Annotated in this window: 16 protein-coding genes and 1 tRNA gene; 12 read left to right on the plus strand and 5 right to left on the minus strand. The window is 48.1% G+C overall.

Features of this window, described 5'->3' with window-relative positions; genetic code table 11:
• The first annotated feature begins 43 nt into the window (after nt 1–43).
• Nucleotides 44–457 (plus strand): nuclear transport factor 2 family protein, encoded by a 414-nt coding sequence (locus H6G00_RS12930; protein ID WP_190797036.1) that lies wholly within the window; start codon nt 44–46, stop codon nt 455–457.
• Nucleotides 451–807, plus strand: coding sequence for a RidA family protein (locus H6G00_RS12935; RefSeq protein ID WP_190797037.1), 357 nt, complete (start codon nt 451–453; stop codon nt 805–807). The genes H6G00_RS12930 and H6G00_RS12935 overlap by 7 nt, the downstream gene beginning before the upstream one ends.
• A gap of 142 nt (nt 808–949) precedes the next feature.
• On the opposite strand, the gene H6G00_RS12940 is transcribed toward H6G00_RS12935, so the two are convergent.
• The gene (locus H6G00_RS12940) at nt 950–1,753 is read right to left on the minus strand and encodes a LysR family transcriptional regulator (RefSeq protein WP_199318459.1); all 804 of its coding nucleotides are present in this window, start codon (nt 1,751–1,753) and stop codon (nt 950–952) included.
• On the opposite strand from H6G00_RS12940, the gene H6G00_RS12945 reads away from it, so the two are divergent.
• Together H6G00_RS12945 and H6G00_RS12950 are read left to right on the plus strand one after the other, a co-directional pair.
• Nucleotides 1,753–2,358, plus strand: coding sequence for an HNH endonuclease (locus H6G00_RS12945; RefSeq protein WP_190797039.1), 606 nt, complete (start codon nt 1,753–1,755; stop codon nt 2,356–2,358). The genes H6G00_RS12940 and H6G00_RS12945 overlap by 1 nt on opposite strands.
• Nucleotides 2,359–2,551: 193 nt before the next feature.
• Nucleotides 2,552–4,138, plus strand: coding sequence for a tetratricopeptide repeat protein (locus tag H6G00_RS12950; RefSeq protein ID WP_190797040.1), 1,587 nt, complete (start codon nt 2,552–2,554; stop codon nt 4,136–4,138).
• A gap of 401 nt (nt 4,139–4,539) precedes the next feature.
• On the opposite strand, the gene H6G00_RS12955 is transcribed toward H6G00_RS12950, so the two are convergent.
• Nucleotides 4,540–4,612, minus strand: a tRNA-Ala gene (locus tag H6G00_RS12955).
• A 125-nt stretch (nt 4,613–4,737) separates the two neighbouring features.
• Nucleotides 4,738–5,628: a LysR family transcriptional regulator gene (locus H6G00_RS12960; RefSeq protein WP_190797041.1), complete on the minus strand. Its 891-nt coding sequence runs from the start codon at nt 5,626–5,628 to the stop codon at nt 4,738–4,740.
• 157 nt (nt 5,629–5,785) lie between these two features.
• On the opposite strand from H6G00_RS12960, the gene H6G00_RS12965 reads away from it, so the two are divergent.
• The 5 genes from H6G00_RS12965 to H6G00_RS12985 all read left to right on the plus strand — a co-directional run bounded on the left by H6G00_RS12965 (nt 5,786) and on the right by H6G00_RS12985 (nt 9,905).
• Nucleotides 5,786–7,117 carry a Na+/H+ antiporter NhaC family protein gene (locus H6G00_RS12965; RefSeq protein WP_190797042.1) on the plus strand — a complete coding sequence of 444 codons (1,332 nt, stop codon included), beginning with the start codon at nt 5,786–5,788 and terminating at the stop codon, nt 7,115–7,117.
• Nucleotides 7,108–7,410 carry an urease subunit gamma gene (ureA, locus tag H6G00_RS12970; protein WP_190685886.1) on the plus strand — a complete coding sequence of 101 codons (303 nt, stop codon included), beginning with the start codon at nt 7,108–7,110 and terminating at the stop codon, nt 7,408–7,410. The genes H6G00_RS12965 and ureA overlap by 10 nt, the downstream gene beginning before the upstream one ends.
• A gap of 84 nt (nt 7,411–7,494) precedes the next feature.
• Nucleotides 7,495–7,869: an urease subunit beta gene (locus H6G00_RS12975; RefSeq protein WP_190797043.1), complete on the plus strand. Its 375-nt coding sequence runs from the start codon at nt 7,495–7,497 to the stop codon at nt 7,867–7,869.
• A gap of 8 nt (nt 7,870–7,877) precedes the next feature.
• Entirely contained in the window at nt 7,878–8,489 is a 612-nt protein-coding gene (locus tag H6G00_RS12980; RefSeq protein WP_190797044.1) for a glutathione S-transferase family protein, read from the plus strand.
• Between the two features lie 135 nt (nt 8,490–8,624).
• The gene (locus H6G00_RS12985) at nt 8,625–9,905 is read left to right on the plus strand and encodes a glycoside hydrolase family 10 protein (RefSeq protein ID WP_190797045.1); all 1,281 of its coding nucleotides are present in this window, start codon (nt 8,625–8,627) and stop codon (nt 9,903–9,905) included.
• 85 nt (nt 9,906–9,990) lie between these two features.
• Here the strand turns inward: H6G00_RS12985 and H6G00_RS35330 are convergent, their stop codons facing one another.
• Nucleotides 9,991–11,775, minus strand: a complete 1,785-nt coding sequence (locus H6G00_RS35330) for an N-acetylmuramoyl-L-alanine amidase (protein WP_190797046.1) — start codon at nt 11,773–11,775, stop codon at nt 9,991–9,993.
• 396 nt (nt 11,776–12,171) lie between these two features.
• On the opposite strand from H6G00_RS35330, the gene rsmD reads away from it, so the two are divergent.
• On the plus strand, nt 12,172–12,717 hold the full coding sequence (gene rsmD, locus H6G00_RS12995; protein WP_190797047.1) for a 16S rRNA (guanine(966)-N(2))-methyltransferase RsmD: 546 nt from the start codon (nt 12,172–12,174) through the stop codon (nt 12,715–12,717).
• A 282-nt stretch (nt 12,718–12,999) separates the two neighbouring features.
• Here the strand turns inward: rsmD and petG are convergent, their stop codons facing one another.
• Nucleotides 13,000–13,113 carry a cytochrome b6-f complex subunit V gene (petG, locus tag H6G00_RS13000; RefSeq protein WP_190646845.1) on the minus strand — a complete coding sequence of 38 codons (114 nt, stop codon included), beginning with the start codon at nt 13,111–13,113 and terminating at the stop codon, nt 13,000–13,002.
• A 228-nt stretch (nt 13,114–13,341) separates the two neighbouring features.
• On the opposite strand from petG, the gene H6G00_RS13005 reads away from it, so the two are divergent.
• Both H6G00_RS13005 and H6G00_RS13010 read left to right on the plus strand, forming a co-directional pair.
• On the plus strand, nt 13,342–13,716 hold the full coding sequence (locus tag H6G00_RS13005) for a c-type cytochrome (RefSeq protein WP_190685866.1): 375 nt from the start codon (nt 13,342–13,344) through the stop codon (nt 13,714–13,716).
• A 241-nt stretch (nt 13,717–13,957) separates the two neighbouring features.
• Nucleotides 13,958–15,019, plus strand: a complete 1,062-nt coding sequence (locus tag H6G00_RS13010) for a glycosyltransferase family 4 protein (RefSeq protein WP_190797048.1) — start codon at nt 13,958–13,960, stop codon at nt 15,017–15,019.
• The last annotated feature ends 94 nt before the right edge of the window (nt 15,020–15,113 follow it).

Here is a 15,113-nt window from a genome sequence, read left to right on the forward strand (position 1 = left end):
AACACTCCGTTAAAGCATCCACTTAAACAGAGGAGAGATTCAGATGTCAGCCAAAAATAAAGCCATCTTAGAAGAGGCAAACGCGGCGATCGCTGCAGGCAACTATGAAGGATTCTTGTCATTCTGCGCTGACGATACGAAATGGACGTTTGTAGGCGATAAGACCCTCAACGGAAAAGAAGCCGTTCGCCAATGGATGGCAACGACATACGTAGAGCCTCCCAAGTTTATGGTTGCTAACTTAATCGCTGAAGGTGATTTCGTCACGGCACTCGGTGACATCACAATGAAGGACGAAGACGGGAAGGCAGCTCATTACTCGTACTGCGATGTCTGGCGCTTTCACGACGGTGAGATTGTTGAATTAAGGGCTTTCGTCATCAAAACTGAAGTCAAGGATGAAACCATGAATAAGCCCGAGTTTTTGTCACCCCCGGTTATGGGGAATACATGCTGAATGAATTGCATTACTCGCAAGCGGTAAAAATTGGCAATCGAGTGGAGACATCCGGTCAAGGTGGTTGGGATGACGATCTGCAAATTTCCGAATCGCTCGGAGACGAGATTGCCCAAGCGTTTCGGAACGTAGAGCGAACTTTGACGACTGCTGGTGCGGGTTGGAAGCATGTTGTCCACGTCAATTCTTACCATGTTGGCGGGTTTCCCCCAGAGGTTAACGATGTGATGGTCAAGCTATTTCGTCATTACATGCCTAACCACGCCCCAATTTGGACACAGGTAGGAGTCGCGGCGCTTGGGCTTCCAACAATGCGGATTGAAATCCGCGTTACTGCAATTGTTCCGTAGGTTTCGCATAAGCGGCAGCGCCGCCGCTTAGGTTGTATCGCAAAAACTGGTCAGGCAAAGCAGCAGCACGATTCTTTCACATAGTGTTGAAAGCTAACCACGTCACTCAACCACGCGTGACCTGTGCTGCTCTTTCCAAAAGTTAGTTTTTTAGCTCGCTACATTCAGCAATAAAATCAACAAAGGTTCGCACTTTCGATGAAAGATATTTGCGGCTAGTATACACGGCATAAAGCATGCTAGCTGGCAAACGATAATTCAGCATCACCCTCTCTAGATGTCCGGCAGCAATATCGTCTTCAATCAGCCAAGTTGGTAAGAATGCCAGACCCATTCCATCCATTACCGCGTTGTGCATCAGATTTTCATTGTTAGTCCGCAGCACCGACGAATCAATCTTAACGCTCTCTTTCCCCGTTAATCCTTCAAGGGGTAGTTCACCTTCTGAAAGTGACAAATATGAATAAGTGATCATAGCGTGCTGCGATAAATCTTTCGGTTTTAAAGGGTATCCAGCCTTGCGAAGGTATGACGGAGAGCCTACCAGGTAAAACGGAATAGATGCAATTGGATGTGCAATCAGGTTACTCGGAGGAGATTGAGTCACTCTCAATACCAAATCAAACCCTTCCTCTACTACATTAACCATTCGCCCACTTAAGTCAATGTCTAAAGAGACTGCGGCAAACTGTGCCTGGTAATTAGCAAGTATCTTCGTAAATGTGCGATTGGCAAACCAGACTGGGGCACTAATTTTTAGCACCCCACTCGGTACAATTGTTGCTCGGCTGACTGTTGCTTCTACTTCATCCAGGCTATCCAACATCTCGCAACATTGTTCAAAATAGACTTTCCCGATTTCAGTCAAACTTAAATGCCGGCTGGTGCGATTGAGCAAGCGACCGCCTAAGTGCTGCTCTAGGTGCATAACGTGTTTGCTAGCCATTGCGGGAGACATTTCCATGCGATCGGCGGCAGCAATCTCCTGCTGCCCGATTTCAACTCACGACCATCTTGATTCAAACATGGTTTCCGCACCAGGAGATTCAGCTTCAGAAACTCTATGAGGTGGATGAGTTTGAGAACGTTCAGCGTAAGCTCTCTGAACAAGGGGGAGCCGTTTATAAGATAGAAGATTTAAAGGATGAAGAAAAAATATTTATCAGAAATGCAGCATTTAGAAGAGTGGTGGTCTCTCTCTACGAACAGCGCTGCGTTTTCTGCAAGCTGAAAGTGATTAGTCAGGATAATCAGAATATCGTAGACGGCGCACACATCAAGCCGTTTTCTGAATTTCGGGACGATCGCTTTGATAACGGCATTTCTCTCTGCAAAAACCACCACTGGGCGTTTGACTACGGTTGGTTTGGCATCAATGATAGCTACAGGATTGTTGTACCTGACAATCGATTCTATGAAGAAACTCCGAGGGATACAAAGTCAATCCGAGAGTTTCATGGAGAACAAATCTTGATGCCAACTCACCTTGAGTATCAACCAAGAATTGAGGCCCTGAAATGGCATCGCAACTATTGGAAGATTGCCTTGTGATCTGCGATTGTATTGGAGTTGCAGGGCGATCGCGTAGCTATACCCCTGCAACTGCTATCAGTACTCCCAGCAAGCAAAAAAACTTTGCAGCCAAATTTTCCAGTAAGCTTGGTATATCTCTATACATCGCCCTATCTAACAACCATCCATCGCCCTATCTAACAACCATTCATCACCCTATCTAGCACAGCTCATGTATTTCCCCAAACTGCTCTCTCTAGCGCTCACCCTATCCCTAACGATCGCCCTACCGACGTTCCACATCGATCACGCTGCTATTTCGGGGTCTTCTCAGGCACTTGCTCAAACTTTTCCAGATCTCAGCAATCCCACCGTGCAGCTTTATTTACAGGCTGATAGCTTGATATCATCCGGTCTCCCGGAAGAAGGCATTGCTTTGTTTGAACGTTTGTTGCAGCAATTGCGGGATAGGGGCGATCGCGTTGCAGAAGCAAATTTGCTGAAAAGTATTGCATCTAGCTTTGAAACAGAAGGAGATCTGGAGCGTGCTTTAACCTACTATCAACAAGCGCTGGACATTTATGGAGGAAGTATTATTTCTCCTGTTGATCGCACAGCTCAACTGTTTGAAGCCAGTGAGGTGCTTAACCAGATGGCTTTAATTCATATGCGGCTTGAAAAACCTGAACAGGCGTTTGAGGCATATCAACAGGCAGTCGAGATCAATCATCAAGCCAACCTGCCCTGGGAGGAAGCATCAACCTTGGGGCATCTGGGAACGGCTTACCAAATTGCCGGACAAACGGAACAAGCCCTCGCTGCCTACCAACAGGCGATCGCAATCTACACACAGGAGGGTAGCAGTTCTTATGATGCACCTAGAATCTTCAATCAAATTGGCATGATCTATCAGGCACAGGGACAGTTTGACCAAGCCCTAGCCGCCTATCAACAAGGATTAGCCGCCGTTGCAGAACAATCAGATGACTTTCAAACGGTCGATCGCGTCGTCACCCTTGAGAACATCAGCAGTCTGTATCAAGCCCAGGGACGAGCAGATTTAGCAGCAGACTATGCTCAACAAGCAGAAACAACGCTCACTCAAGCATCGACTGATGAGTTCATAGGGGAGAACCTATCTCGAAAAGCCGATTTCCTGAAAGAAGCGGGCGATTTTTACCTCACAATCGGACAGCTTGAACAAGCCAGGAGCTATTTTGATCGTGCCGTAGCGATCGCAGGTCAACACCCTGGTGGAGGGCTGGAATATCTGCTGCCTACAATCGTCTTTGCTTACACCCAACAAGGGCAGATAGCACCCGCCCTTCCCTATCAGGAACGCTATACAGAACTGGTTCAAGACCAAACCTTTTCCCTAGAACGGGCAACATCACTCGCGAGTCTGGGGAACCTGTATCAAACGATTGGACAACTCGATCAGGCTTTGACGACATACCAAAAAGCATTAGCCGCCTTTCAAGAACTTGAGCGGCAATACGGAGGACAGACAGATAAGATTTCCCAAATCATGCTTGACCTGGGTTCAGTCTATGAAGAACAGGGGCAGGCAGAACAGGCATTAGCCATTTACCAACAGGCACTGGGTTTATACGAAAACGACGACTTCTCACCGGGAAAAGTTCATCTGTTAGCTCAGTTGGCTCAGTTTTATGACATGCAAGGGCAACCCGATCGTGCCCAACAGTATTCTCAGCAAGCACAAACGCTTCGCAATCAGATGTTAGAGCATTTAAGCCAAATGTTGGAGCCGTTCAACCAAATGAACGAAACGCAAGGGCAACCCAATCGCACTCCATAAAATGAATGTACATTCGCACATTAAATGTCGCAATCTATGAAACATTTTCGCTCAGGCGAATTGGGTCCACGGGTTTGGATAACAAGGGTTCTATGGCTATTTTGTCCGAACGACAACATTTGAGTAAATCCGCGCGTTACATTCAGAAATGCGGCGTTTGGAAGAGTGGTTGTCTCTCTTTATGAACAGCGCTGCGTTTTCTGTAAGCTAAAAGTGATTAGTCAGGTTAATCAAAATATTACAGATGGCGCACATCAAGCCGTTTTCTAAATTTCGGGACGATTGCTTTGATAATGGCATTTGTCTCTACAAAAACAATCATTAGGCATTTGACCACGGTTGGTTTGGTACCGATGACAGATCGCGACATTTAATGTGCGAATGTACAACATCAAAAAAAATGGAGCTAAGGGAACTCGAATCCCTGACCCCTGCAATGCCATTGCAGTGCTCTACCAGCTGAGCTATAGCCCCATACTGCGCTTTTTGCACAGGCTTTTGATTATACTACCTGAGTTTGCACTTTGCCAAGAAGATGCAGCTAGTTTTATGGTTGAGCAAATAGCGCCAAGTTGACAAGCATTTTTGCTCACAACAGCTTAAGCAAGTTTTGTATTCTCTCGCCACACTTCCTTCAGCACGTCGAGAAACGCAAATACCGTGCGGGGTAGCAGGATATCGGATGAGATGATCACGCCAATTGTGCGTTTCAATGGGGCGGGCAGGCTTTTGATTTGTACGCCTTCTGGAATTGGCTCTGCTACCAGTCGAGCCATGACTGTTGCGCCTAATCCCTGTTGCACCATGCCAAGAATGGTTGAATCTTCTCTCACTTCGTAGTCAATCTTGAGCGTTTGACCAAACTGTGAGAAGTGGTCATGCACAGACTGATTATGTCGAGGGCTACGCAGGTTGAGAATCATTGGATAGCTGGCTAACTGTTCCCAGGTGAGGGTTGTTTCGGGATGGATTGTTCCGGGTGGCAACAAGGCTACAAATTCATCCTGAAATAATTCCCAAACTTCAAAGCCAGGAGTGACGGGTAGAGACGTGAAGCCTACGTCCACTTGCCCTTCGCGGACTGCCTGCTCCACTTCAACGTAAATGTCGAACTCGGAGATGACTACGTTGATTGTTGGAAATTTGTTGCGAAACTGGCGAATAATTTTGGGTAAAACATGAGTTGTGATGCTGCGAACTGAGGCAACTCGCACTTGCCCAGACTGTAATCCTCTAGCCAAACTTGCTTTTTTGTGAATTGACTCAATCAACTGGAGGATGTGACGCGCTTCCTGGATCATTTGCTCACCTTCAGGAGTCAGGGTTGCGCCGTGCCGTCCTCTCAGGAACAGGATGATGCCCAAGTCAGTTTCCAGGGTGGCGATCGCATGGCTTACAGTAGACTGCGACAGATTCAACTCCAAGGCAGCCGAGCTAAAGTTTCCTTGGTCGGCAACTGCAACAAAAGCCTGTAGCTGAGAAATTTTCAACTTAGAGTCACCCGCAACGAAGGGAGAGAATCCTATTATTTGAAGGATTCCAATAAGATTCTATCGAAGCCATCGATAGAATCTATCTATACTCTACTTTGATTTCTGTATTAGCAAATCTTATGGTCAAATTGCGAGATGAAACAATTTTTGTGAAATGGATTTACTGTTTGCGTTAGCACTGTCATTTGGGTTTCTGCTTTTTAGTGCTGTAAAGGGCTATTTTGTTGCCTATCCGCTATTGTCGTCCCTGGCAATATTTACGCTTGCGCTGTTGCGTCGAGGTTTTACGTTTGATACTTTGCTGAAAATGGGTTTTGCAGGCAGTAAAAAATCGTTTTCAGTAATTAGTATTCTGCTGTTGATTGGTGCCGTAACAGCCGTTTGGATGGCAGCGGGAACGGTTCCAGCGATTGTTTACTATGGGATTCAGTTAATTAGCCCCCAGTATTTTATTCTGGCTAGTTTTATTCTCAGCAGTATTGTCTCTTTGCTGCTAGGCACGTCATTTGGCACAGTCAGCACGATCGGAATTGCGCTGATGATCATGGCGAACAGCAGTGGGGTCGATCCTCATATGATCGCTGGGTCGATTATTGCTGGAGCTTACTTTGGAGATAGATGTTCTCCGATGTCCTCCAGCGCAAATCTGGTTGCAGCGATTACCAAAACTCGGCTTTATACCAATATTCAAAATATGTGGAAAACAGCGATGTTGCCACTGGTTATTTCGGTGGGCTTATATGGAGTTTTATCGTTATTTAATCCAGTTCAGCTAGCAGACCAAACTTTTACAGCAGAAATCAGCCGATTATTTAATGTTGATTTAATCACGCTGCTTCCTGCCGCGGTGATTTTAATTTTCTCGATTTTACAAATTGAGGTGAGGCTGTCGATGCTGATGAGCATTTTGGTGGCGATCGCCCTCTCTTGCTTCTGGCAACACTATTCCTTCTTACAAATTCTAAAATTTACGGTTTTAGGATTTCATCTCACGGAAGACACGCCGCTAGACTCTATTTTGCTAGGTGGTGGCGTGATTTCAATGGTCAAAGTTTCTATTGTCGTGATTATTTCTACTGCTTTTGTTGGCATCTTTGCCGGAACTCGGACCTTAGACACAATCCAAGTGTTTCTAGAACGGTTCAAATCCCGCAGTAATTGTTTCTTGAGTACGCTTTTGGTGGGGGTGGGTTCGGCGGCCTTTGGCTGCACTCAAACGATCGCCATTTTACTGACTCAAGAGCTTGTCGAGCAAAAGTATAAAGAAACTACAAAAGGCAACTATAAATTGGCGTTAGACCTGGAAAACACGGTGGTCGTAATTTCGCCTCTAATTCCCTGGAACATTGCTGGGTTGGTTCCTGCGACGATTTTGATGACTGATCTGGGGTTTATCCCGTATGCTTTTTATCTGTACCTGATTCCGCTGTTAAATCTAATTCAAATCAGGCTGAGCCAACCCCCTAAGCTAAAACTATGCAACTGACTCCCCAGGAAAAGGATAAATTATTGATCTTTACAGCTTCTCTTTTAGCAGAACGTCGCAAAGAAAGAGGACTAAAGCTAAATTATCCTGAAGCGATCGCCTACATTTCAGCCGCAATTCTGGAGGGAGCCAGAGAAGGTCGCACTGTTGCAGAGTTAATGACCTACGGGACCACGCTGCTAACCCGTGAAGACGTAATGGACGGCATCGCTGAGATGGTTCATGAGGTGCAGGTGGAAGCAACTTTCCCAGATGGCACCAAGCTCGTCACCGTGCATGACCCAATTCGATAGCAAAAGTGAGCTAAATCGATAGACAGAAGACGAGCGATCGCCGAAGATTAGCAGCAATCAACAATCTTAGTGGGGTGGGGGAGTATGACTCCGGGAGAGTTATTGGTAGAGCCGGGTGAAATTGAACTCAATGCAGGTCGTGAAACGGTAACGCTGCAAGTGGCAAATACGGGCGATCGCCCGATTCAGGTTGGTTCTCACTATCACTTTTTTGAAGTCAATGAGGCGTTGAGCTTTGAGCGAGAGCAGGCGCGAGGAATGCGGCTAAATATTCCGGCGGGCACTGCCGTTCGTTTTGAGCCGGGGGATGAGCGGGAAGTGACGCTGGTTGCGCTAGCCGGTAGCCGTCAGGTGTATGGACTCAATGCCAAAATCAACGGCGCTTTAGATACAGAAGTTGCTGAGCCAAAAGAGAGTAAAGGCAAGAAAAAAGGCGACGGCAAAAAGAAGAAAAAGTGAGCACATCCATGTACCGACTTTACGATTATTTGTTTTCGGGCAATGGCTACAAGGTGCGTTTGCTTTTAACTCAGTTGGGCATTTCCTTTGAATACATCGAGTTAGACATTCTCAAAGGAGAAACCCGAACGCCGGAGTTTTTGCAGAAAAACCCGAACGGCCGCATCCCTGTTTTAGAACTTGAACCAGGCGTGTTTCTCTCAGAATCGAATGCAATCTTGCTTTACCTGGGCGAAGGCACCCCTTTTTTACCAGCAGATCGGCTGGAACGGGCACGAGTCACAGAATGGCTATTTTTTGAGCAATACAGCCACGAACCCTACATTGCCACTTCACGATTTTGGCTGCACAACGGCAAAGCTGAGGAATATCGGGAAGCTCTGGCTCAAAAGCAGACACCAGGTTACGCAGCTCTGGGTGTGATGGAGAAACGGTTGAAAGACCATCCTTTCTTAGTGGGCGATCGCTACACCATTGCGGATATTGCTCTGTTTGCCTACACCCACGTTGCAGAGGAAGGCGGCTTTAGCTTAGAAAAATTTCCAGGCATCCAGTCCTGGATTGAGCGAGTTCAAGCTCAACCTCAATACATCCCAATTACCAGCTCTGGCAAGCATTAATTCTATGGATACTATTTAGCCCTGCTGTCCTGCTAGATCATCAAATCTTCCGTAAAGACTAATACCTGTGACCGTCTGGCTGTAAACTTTTTTTACGACTGCGAGTTTGGGTAGCTGTCTTTTCGTTTGATATCTATGAAATTGCATTTTACATTTAGGGGCTGGGCAAAGCGGAGACTTGGACAAAGGCAAATTACTACGACGGTGAGGCGATCGCTCAAATACGTGGCTCTTGCTGCTTTAGGGGCGATCGCCACCGTACTCTTCTCTGGCGCACTGTTTGCGAACGTGCTGTCTTCCGAAGTGTCCTCTACTGGAGTCCTGCCCCCTGCGATCGCTCCGCAAACTTTTCAAGAAATTCGCGGCGTGTGGATCACCAGCAACGACAACGATGTCATGATCGACAGTGCCAAGCTAGAAGATGCAGTAACCCAACTGGCGCGGCTCAATTTCAACACGGTCTACCCCGTCGTGTGGAACTCTGGCTATGTGCTGTATCCCAGCGCAGTCGCACAGCGTCATGAAATTCAACCCTTTGTGCGTAGAGGGTTAGAAGGTCAAGACCCGCTCGCCGACTTAATCACCAAAGCCCATCAGCGAGATTTGCTGGTGATTCCCTGGTTTGAGTTTGGCTTCATGACTCCGCTTTACTCAGAATTAGCAACCAACCATCCGGCTTGGCTGACGCAAAAGCGAGATGGGAGCCAAACTTCCATCAGCGCAGCGGGTGAGGTGATGTGGCTGAATCCCTTTCATCCTCAAGTGCAGCAGTTTATTACCGATTTGGTGCTGGAAACGGTCACACGATATGACGTGGAGGGCATTCAGTTTGACGATCACACCAGTCTGCCCGTTGAGTTTGGCTACGATCGCTACACAATGGACTTGTACCGACAGGAGACTAACCGAGATGTCCCTGCTAATCCTCGTGATCCAGAATGGGTACGCTGGCGGGCTGACAAAATCACCGCATTCATGACACGACTCAATCAAGCAGTGAAGCAGCGTAAACCCAATGCAATTTTTTCAGTTTCGCCAAACCCCTACGATGTTGCTTACGGTAGCTATCTGCAAGATTGGTTAACCTGGGTGCGACAAGACATTGTCGATGAGCTGATCGTGCAGATTTATCGCCCTGACCTGCAAAGTTTTACCCAACAGATTTCTCGCCCCGAAATCCGTGAAGCTCAGCAAAGAATTCCAACTGCGGCAGGCGTTTTAACGGGTTTGAGAAATGCGCCAGTACCCATGCAACTGATTCAGTCTAAAGTGAGGGCTGCTCGAAGTCGTGGACTGGGAGTTGCTTTCTTCTTCTATGAAAGCCTTTGGGACTCTGCCGCAGAGCCACCCGCAGAGCGACAGTCTGCATTTCAAGCGCTATTTTATAATCCAGCCGAACGTGCAGCAGCTCGGTAAGAAGGCAGCAATCCTCAAAATGAAAAGGGGCACCCCGAGCGGGGTGCCCCTTTTCATATCTAAAATTCTTGGAACTGCTACAGCACTAGCGCGATCGCACATTCTGAACAATGCCACGAGCGATCGCCCCTGCCATCGTGGTACGGAAGCCTGCATCCCTTAACTTAGCCGCATCATCTCGTCCAGTGACAAATCCAACTTCAACCAGGGCAGCTGGCATAGACGTGTTTCGCAGCACATAGAAATTTGCTTGCTTAACTCCACGATTATTCATATCCACATTTTGCATAATGCTGTTTTGAATCGACTGAGCCAGTTCCCGACCACTGTTGTGATAGAAAGTCTCTACCCCGTTTACATCAGGGCGACTCATATTCAGCGAATTGGCATGAATACTCACAAAATAGTTTGCATTAGCTCTTTGCGCGAGTTGCACTCGTGTCGAAAGCTCCAATCCTCGATCATCGCCGCGAGTCAAAATCGCTTGAATACCTTCTTGCTCCAGCAAACTTGCCACCTGTTGGGAAATTGAGAGGACAATATCTTCTTCTCTAAGCCCACCAATACCAATCGCGCCTGGATCTGCACCACCGTGACCTGGATCGATCATCACGACAATCCGGTCTTTGGGAACCTCAGCGGATGGGTTGCTGGGAGACGGAACCTGTGGTGGACGCACACTCGTTTCTGCAATCGGGACAATCGAAGCCTGAAGGTTCTGGCGGTTAAAAGACTGCTGTAAAGTTGCAGCGGTAGCTTGATCTCGAAATAGCCCAGCCTGCATTACCGTTTGTCCATTCAATGTGGTGCGGAATGCGTCTGGGGCGATCGCCCTCACTCGTTGCTGCACTGCAGTTGTGCTGGCAGGCACGATGACTCGATATACCATTGCCCTGGGTGGAGAGGGTTGTGAAGGGGGCACAGCTGTTCCAGGTGTAACGATTATAGAAGCTCGTAAGTTCTGCTGATCAAAGGAACGCTTTAAAGCTTCTGCGGTGCCTTGATCTTGAAATAGCCCAGCCTGCATTACCGTTTGACCATTCAATGTGGTGCGGAAGGCATCGGGGGCGATCGCTCTCACTCGTTGCTGCATCGCAGCCGTGCTGACAGGCACAATTATCCGATACAGTGAGCCAGCAGCAGATTGAGAAGGTTGGGGCTGAGATGGGAAAACAGGTTGAGCGGGCTGGGAGGGTTGGGAAGGAGCAACTGTTCCCCCAACTGAAACAATAGAAGCCTGTAGATTCTGCCGTTCAAGTGAGCGCTTCAGTTCCTCAGCCGGACTTTGATCTTGAAATAGCCCGACCTGCATCACCGTTTGTCCATTCACCGTTGTACGAAATGAGTCAGGCACAGCCGTTCTTACCCGTTGTTGCATAGCAGCCGTATTTGCAGGCACAACCACTCGATACTGTCCCATTTGAGCCGCCGTTTGAGTCGGGACAGGGGAGGAAACGGGTGATGTAGGGGAAGACACACGCGGCAAGGTCTGTGGCGCAGGTGATACGCCAACGGTGGGTAGCTGAGCTGCTAGTGCTTGAGTTGATGGAGGCGAGACAACTGGAGCCGATGGAACGGTAGGTAGGGGCGCCAGTTGAGCTTGAGACGTTGCTACATTTGAGGTTGGAGACACAGTTACAGCAGACGCAGTTACAACAGATTTGCTGTTGCTAAAGTCAACTGTTGGACTATCAGGGGCGATCGCCATAGGAATAGGGGCGATCGCCGCATTCATCTGCTGAGGAGCAATTGCGTTAGCCCGAGGAGATGATGTTTCGGGTTGACTTGAGCTTGCTGAAGCAGGCTCATGAGCAGCCAAAGATCCTACAGCAGCCGTAGCCGCCATCACACGATAGAGAGCAGAATTCATATCGAGCTTCCCGTTCTGAAGCGAGGTTGGGCAATGAATCGAGGAAGTGATGTGCGTCAATCCTCCAGTTCCGCTTCTATCGTCGTGCAGAAAACTACGCTAGTGGGAAGTAAAAGTTATAGATGATCAAGTGAACTACGCTTTCAGTTTTATCCGGAGGAATAAAATTGCAGTCAGCGGCTAACTTGTAGCCTTATCTGAGTTATCTTGTGCGCGTCCTTTCTTCTCACTCAACGCCAGCACAGTAGTACAGTTAGAAACCTGACACGTAGAGCGGCACTTAGCAACCGCGATTTCGTCTTACTCGGATAAAATTTTTAGGAGTCAGCCATCGCCAACATCTATCCTAATTAATCCAATCCCAATTCCTAATTTCCATTACTACACCTCCTTCTCATGAGTCTCCGCATTTACGGCAACCGATCGCTCAAAACTTTGCCCGGACTAGCAACGCGACCCACACCAGCACGAGTGCGAGAAGCTTTGTTTAACATTTGGCAGGGTAAGATTGAGGGTTGCCGTTGGCTGGATCTATGTGCCGGAAGTGGCGCAATGGGAGCCGAAGCTTTGAGCCGAGGGGCAAGTGCGATCGTTGGCATTGAGCAGTCGGGAGCAGCCTGTACGGTGATTCAGCAAAACTGGCAGCGAGTTGCCCACGGCAACCAGACATTTCAGGTGATTCGGGCAGATGTAGTGAAGCGATTGCCTGCCCTAGCAGGACAACAGTTCGACCGAATTTATTTTGACCCACCCTATGCTGGTCAGCTTTATCAGCCTGTGTTAGAGGCGATCGCCCACCACCTCCTCCTAGCAGCTAACGGCGAACTTGCTGCGGAACATAGTCCTGATTATGCTTTGCCAGAGGCGATCGCCTCCCTTCAAACTTGCCGACAAAAAACTTATGGCAACACGGCCCTGACGTTTTATCGGAATGCAGGATGACTGCCCAACAAAGTCCTTAAAACCCCACCAAACAAAGAGGGAGCGCAATATTCGGTAGATACTCGAAACGAACCGAGAACTATTGCCCGAATGCTACGCCTTTCCAAGAAACATAAACCTTCTGCATTAATCACTTTGAAACGTGAATGGTAGCGAGGCTTAGCCTCGCTACCATTCACGCAGAAGGTCTATTTGTGACTTCTCAAACATCTTCTCAGGGATGTTAGCCAGTCTGATTATCACCCAGGAATAACTAAAACCAGATGTTTTCAGCCGTCAATGCTATAGGTTGAGTTGGTTTCCCCGCTTGTATTGCAGGTAAGCAGCAACTAACAGCCCAGCCAAAGTCACTGGGATTAGACCCAAGACAATGCCTGAAAGCAACGGTTCTACCATGACAAATCTCCCTCTAATGAATGCAAAGTTAGGTCAATTAATCTTTTTTACCTGACTCTCATAATACCGCTTGTCGCCATTTGCCGTTAGTAGCCCGAGAGAATTTGGCTAAAGCAGACTAGTTCACTTGCACAAGCTACGAAAAAAAAATTAAGCTGTGTAAGGAGATGAGAAATTCCTTGTACATTTGTCTCTAGTATTTTCGGTCAGAATTCTCTTGAGTCTTTGGTGAATAATCAGCTAGTTAACACAAACAATTTGATTCAGGGGATTGCTCTGGCAATTCTGGGAATTTTACTGGCAGTTCTGGTTGTGCTTTTGGGCATCTCCCAGTTCAGCTATTCTGACCCCTATGTGCATGATGTCTTGGAGTTGACAGGCGATACCGAGCAAGGGCAAGCCATCTTCCAGATGAACTGCGCTAGCTGTCATGGCATGGGTGGCGATGGCCGGGTTGGTCCCAGTTTGCACCACATCTCAGACCGAAAATCCCGCGTTGGCTTAATCCATCAGGTCACCAGTGGGCAAACTCCGCCGATGCCCCAGTTTCAGCCCAGCCCTCAAGAAATGGCAGACCTGTTGCAGTATTTGGAGAGCCTGTGATAAAGAAAGCGTTGGGCACAGGCAATTCTTCGGCATGAGCTAATAAAGATTTAGTTAACCAGGTTGAAATTTAACTCAGGTTCGATTCTGGCAGGTTACGCTAACGCTAATCCGGACTACGAAAGCATTTTTCTGCGTGGGCTGGTCGGGCAACATATTGGCACATGCGCTTACAAGTAAGGGCGTAATTTACAGAGGGTTTAAGCAAACTCTCTGCTGGCATGATTGAGGTGAAATTTAAATGAGACTGCTGTTACTCTCAACCCCGGTTGGGCCGTTAGGCTCAGGTTTGGGGGGCGGAGTGGAATTGACGCTACACAACATTGCCCAGGAATTGCATCAACGGGGACATAGCTTGCAGATAGTAGCGCCCCAAGGTTCTCAAGAAACTTTGCCGTTGGTCGAGATTGCTGGAAATCTACAAGTTACGGCTCAAACTCTAGAACGCGATGCCCCCATTAGCCTGCCTGCCAATGCAGTGCTGGCAAACATTTGGGAATATGCCCGTCGGGTAGAAGCTGACTATGATTTGCTGGTCAACTTTGCCTACGACTGGTTGCCCTTCTACCTCACGCCTTTCTTGCGCAGCCCGATCGCCCACTTAGTTAGCATGGGTTCCCTTTCCCTGGCGATGGATCAGGCAATTGAGCAAGTTGCCGTTCAGTTTCCGGGCACCATTGGCGTTCACAGTCAGGCACAGGCTGACACATTTGCCTTTGCCAAGCAGTGTCGCTGTTTAGGGAACGGCTTGGATCTATCCCGCTACCAGTTCCAATCTGTTCCCAATGAATTTTTGGCATGGGTCGGACGAATTGCCCCCGAAAAAGGAATCGAAGATGCGATCGCCGCCTCCCAGCAAACAGGAACTCCTCTCAAAGTATTAGGCGCAATGCCCGATCCTGCTTACTGGCAACAAGTTTGTCAGGCTTACCCAGATGCCCCAGTCAGCTACGAAGGTTTTTTGCCAACTCAACAGCTTCAGCAAGTGTTAGGACAATGTCGCGGCTTACTGATGACCCCCCGCTGGGTTGAGGCATTTGGCAACGTGGCAATCGAAGCATTAGCCTGTGGCGTTCCAGTGATCGCTTACCGTCGTGGTGGCCCAGCCGAAATCGTTCAGCATGGCAAAACAGGCTGGTTAGTAGAACCCGACTCCGTTGAAAGCTTGGTTGACGCGATCGCCCATCTCGACCAGATTGATCGCCATGCCTGCCGTCAACAAGCTGAAGCGCAATACTCAATGTCTGCAATGGGCGATCGCATTGAAGCGTGGTTTAGCGATATTCTAAGAAGCGCAAATTAGTCCTTAGTCATTCATCCTCGTCATTAGTTAGTGGCTTGCCGCCAATGACCAGTGCCAATGCTCAATGACTAATAACAAATGACTCCCATTCCCA

The sequence above is a fragment of the Leptolyngbya sp. FACHB-541 genome (assembly GCF_014695875.1).
Classification (GTDB): Bacteria; Cyanobacteriota; Cyanobacteriia; order Elainellales; family Elainellaceae; genus JAAUTN01.

Bases quoted from the DNA above. Each gene is read 5' to 3' on its own strand.
- H6G00_RS12980 (WP_190797044.1), top strand. From the start codon at position 7,878: ATGTACCGACTTTACGATTATTTGTTTTCGGGCAATGGCTACAAGGTG.
- H6G00_RS13010 (WP_190797048.1), top strand. From the start codon at position 13,958: ATGAGACTGCTGTTACTCTCAACCCCGGTTGGGCCGTTAGGCTCAGGT.
- H6G00_RS12935 (WP_190797037.1), top strand. From the start codon at position 451: ATGCTGAATGAATTGCATTACTCGCAAGCGGTAAAAATTGGCAATCGA.
- H6G00_RS12965 (WP_190797042.1), top strand. From the start codon at position 5,786: ATGGATTTACTGTTTGCGTTAGCACTGTCATTTGGGTTTCTGCTTTTT.
- H6G00_RS12985 (WP_190797045.1), top strand. From the start codon at position 8,625: ATGAAATTGCATTTTACATTTAGGGGCTGGGCAAAGCGGAGACTTGGA.
- rsmD (WP_190797047.1), top strand. From the start codon at position 12,172: ATGAGTCTCCGCATTTACGGCAACCGATCGCTCAAAACTTTGCCCGGA.
- H6G00_RS35330 (WP_190797046.1), bottom strand. From the start codon at position 11,775: ATGAATTCTGCTCTCTATCGTGTGATGGCGGCTACGGCTGCTGTAGGA.
- H6G00_RS12950 (WP_190797040.1), top strand. From the start codon at position 2,552: ATGTATTTCCCCAAACTGCTCTCTCTAGCGCTCACCCTATCCCTAACG.
- H6G00_RS12975 (WP_190797043.1), top strand. From the start codon at position 7,495: ATGACTCCGGGAGAGTTATTGGTAGAGCCGGGTGAAATTGAACTCAAT.
- H6G00_RS12930 (WP_190797036.1), top strand. From the start codon at position 44: ATGTCAGCCAAAAATAAAGCCATCTTAGAAGAGGCAAACGCGGCGATC.
- ureA (WP_190685886.1), top strand. From the start codon at position 7,108: ATGCAACTGACTCCCCAGGAAAAGGATAAATTATTGATCTTTACAGCT.
- petG (WP_190646845.1), bottom strand. From the start codon at position 13,113: ATGGTAGAACCGTTGCTTTCAGGCATTGTCTTGGGTCTAATCCCAGTG.
- H6G00_RS12940 (WP_199318459.1), bottom strand. From the start codon at position 1,753: ATGGCTAGCAAACACGTTATGCACCTAGAGCAGCACTTAGGCGGTCGC.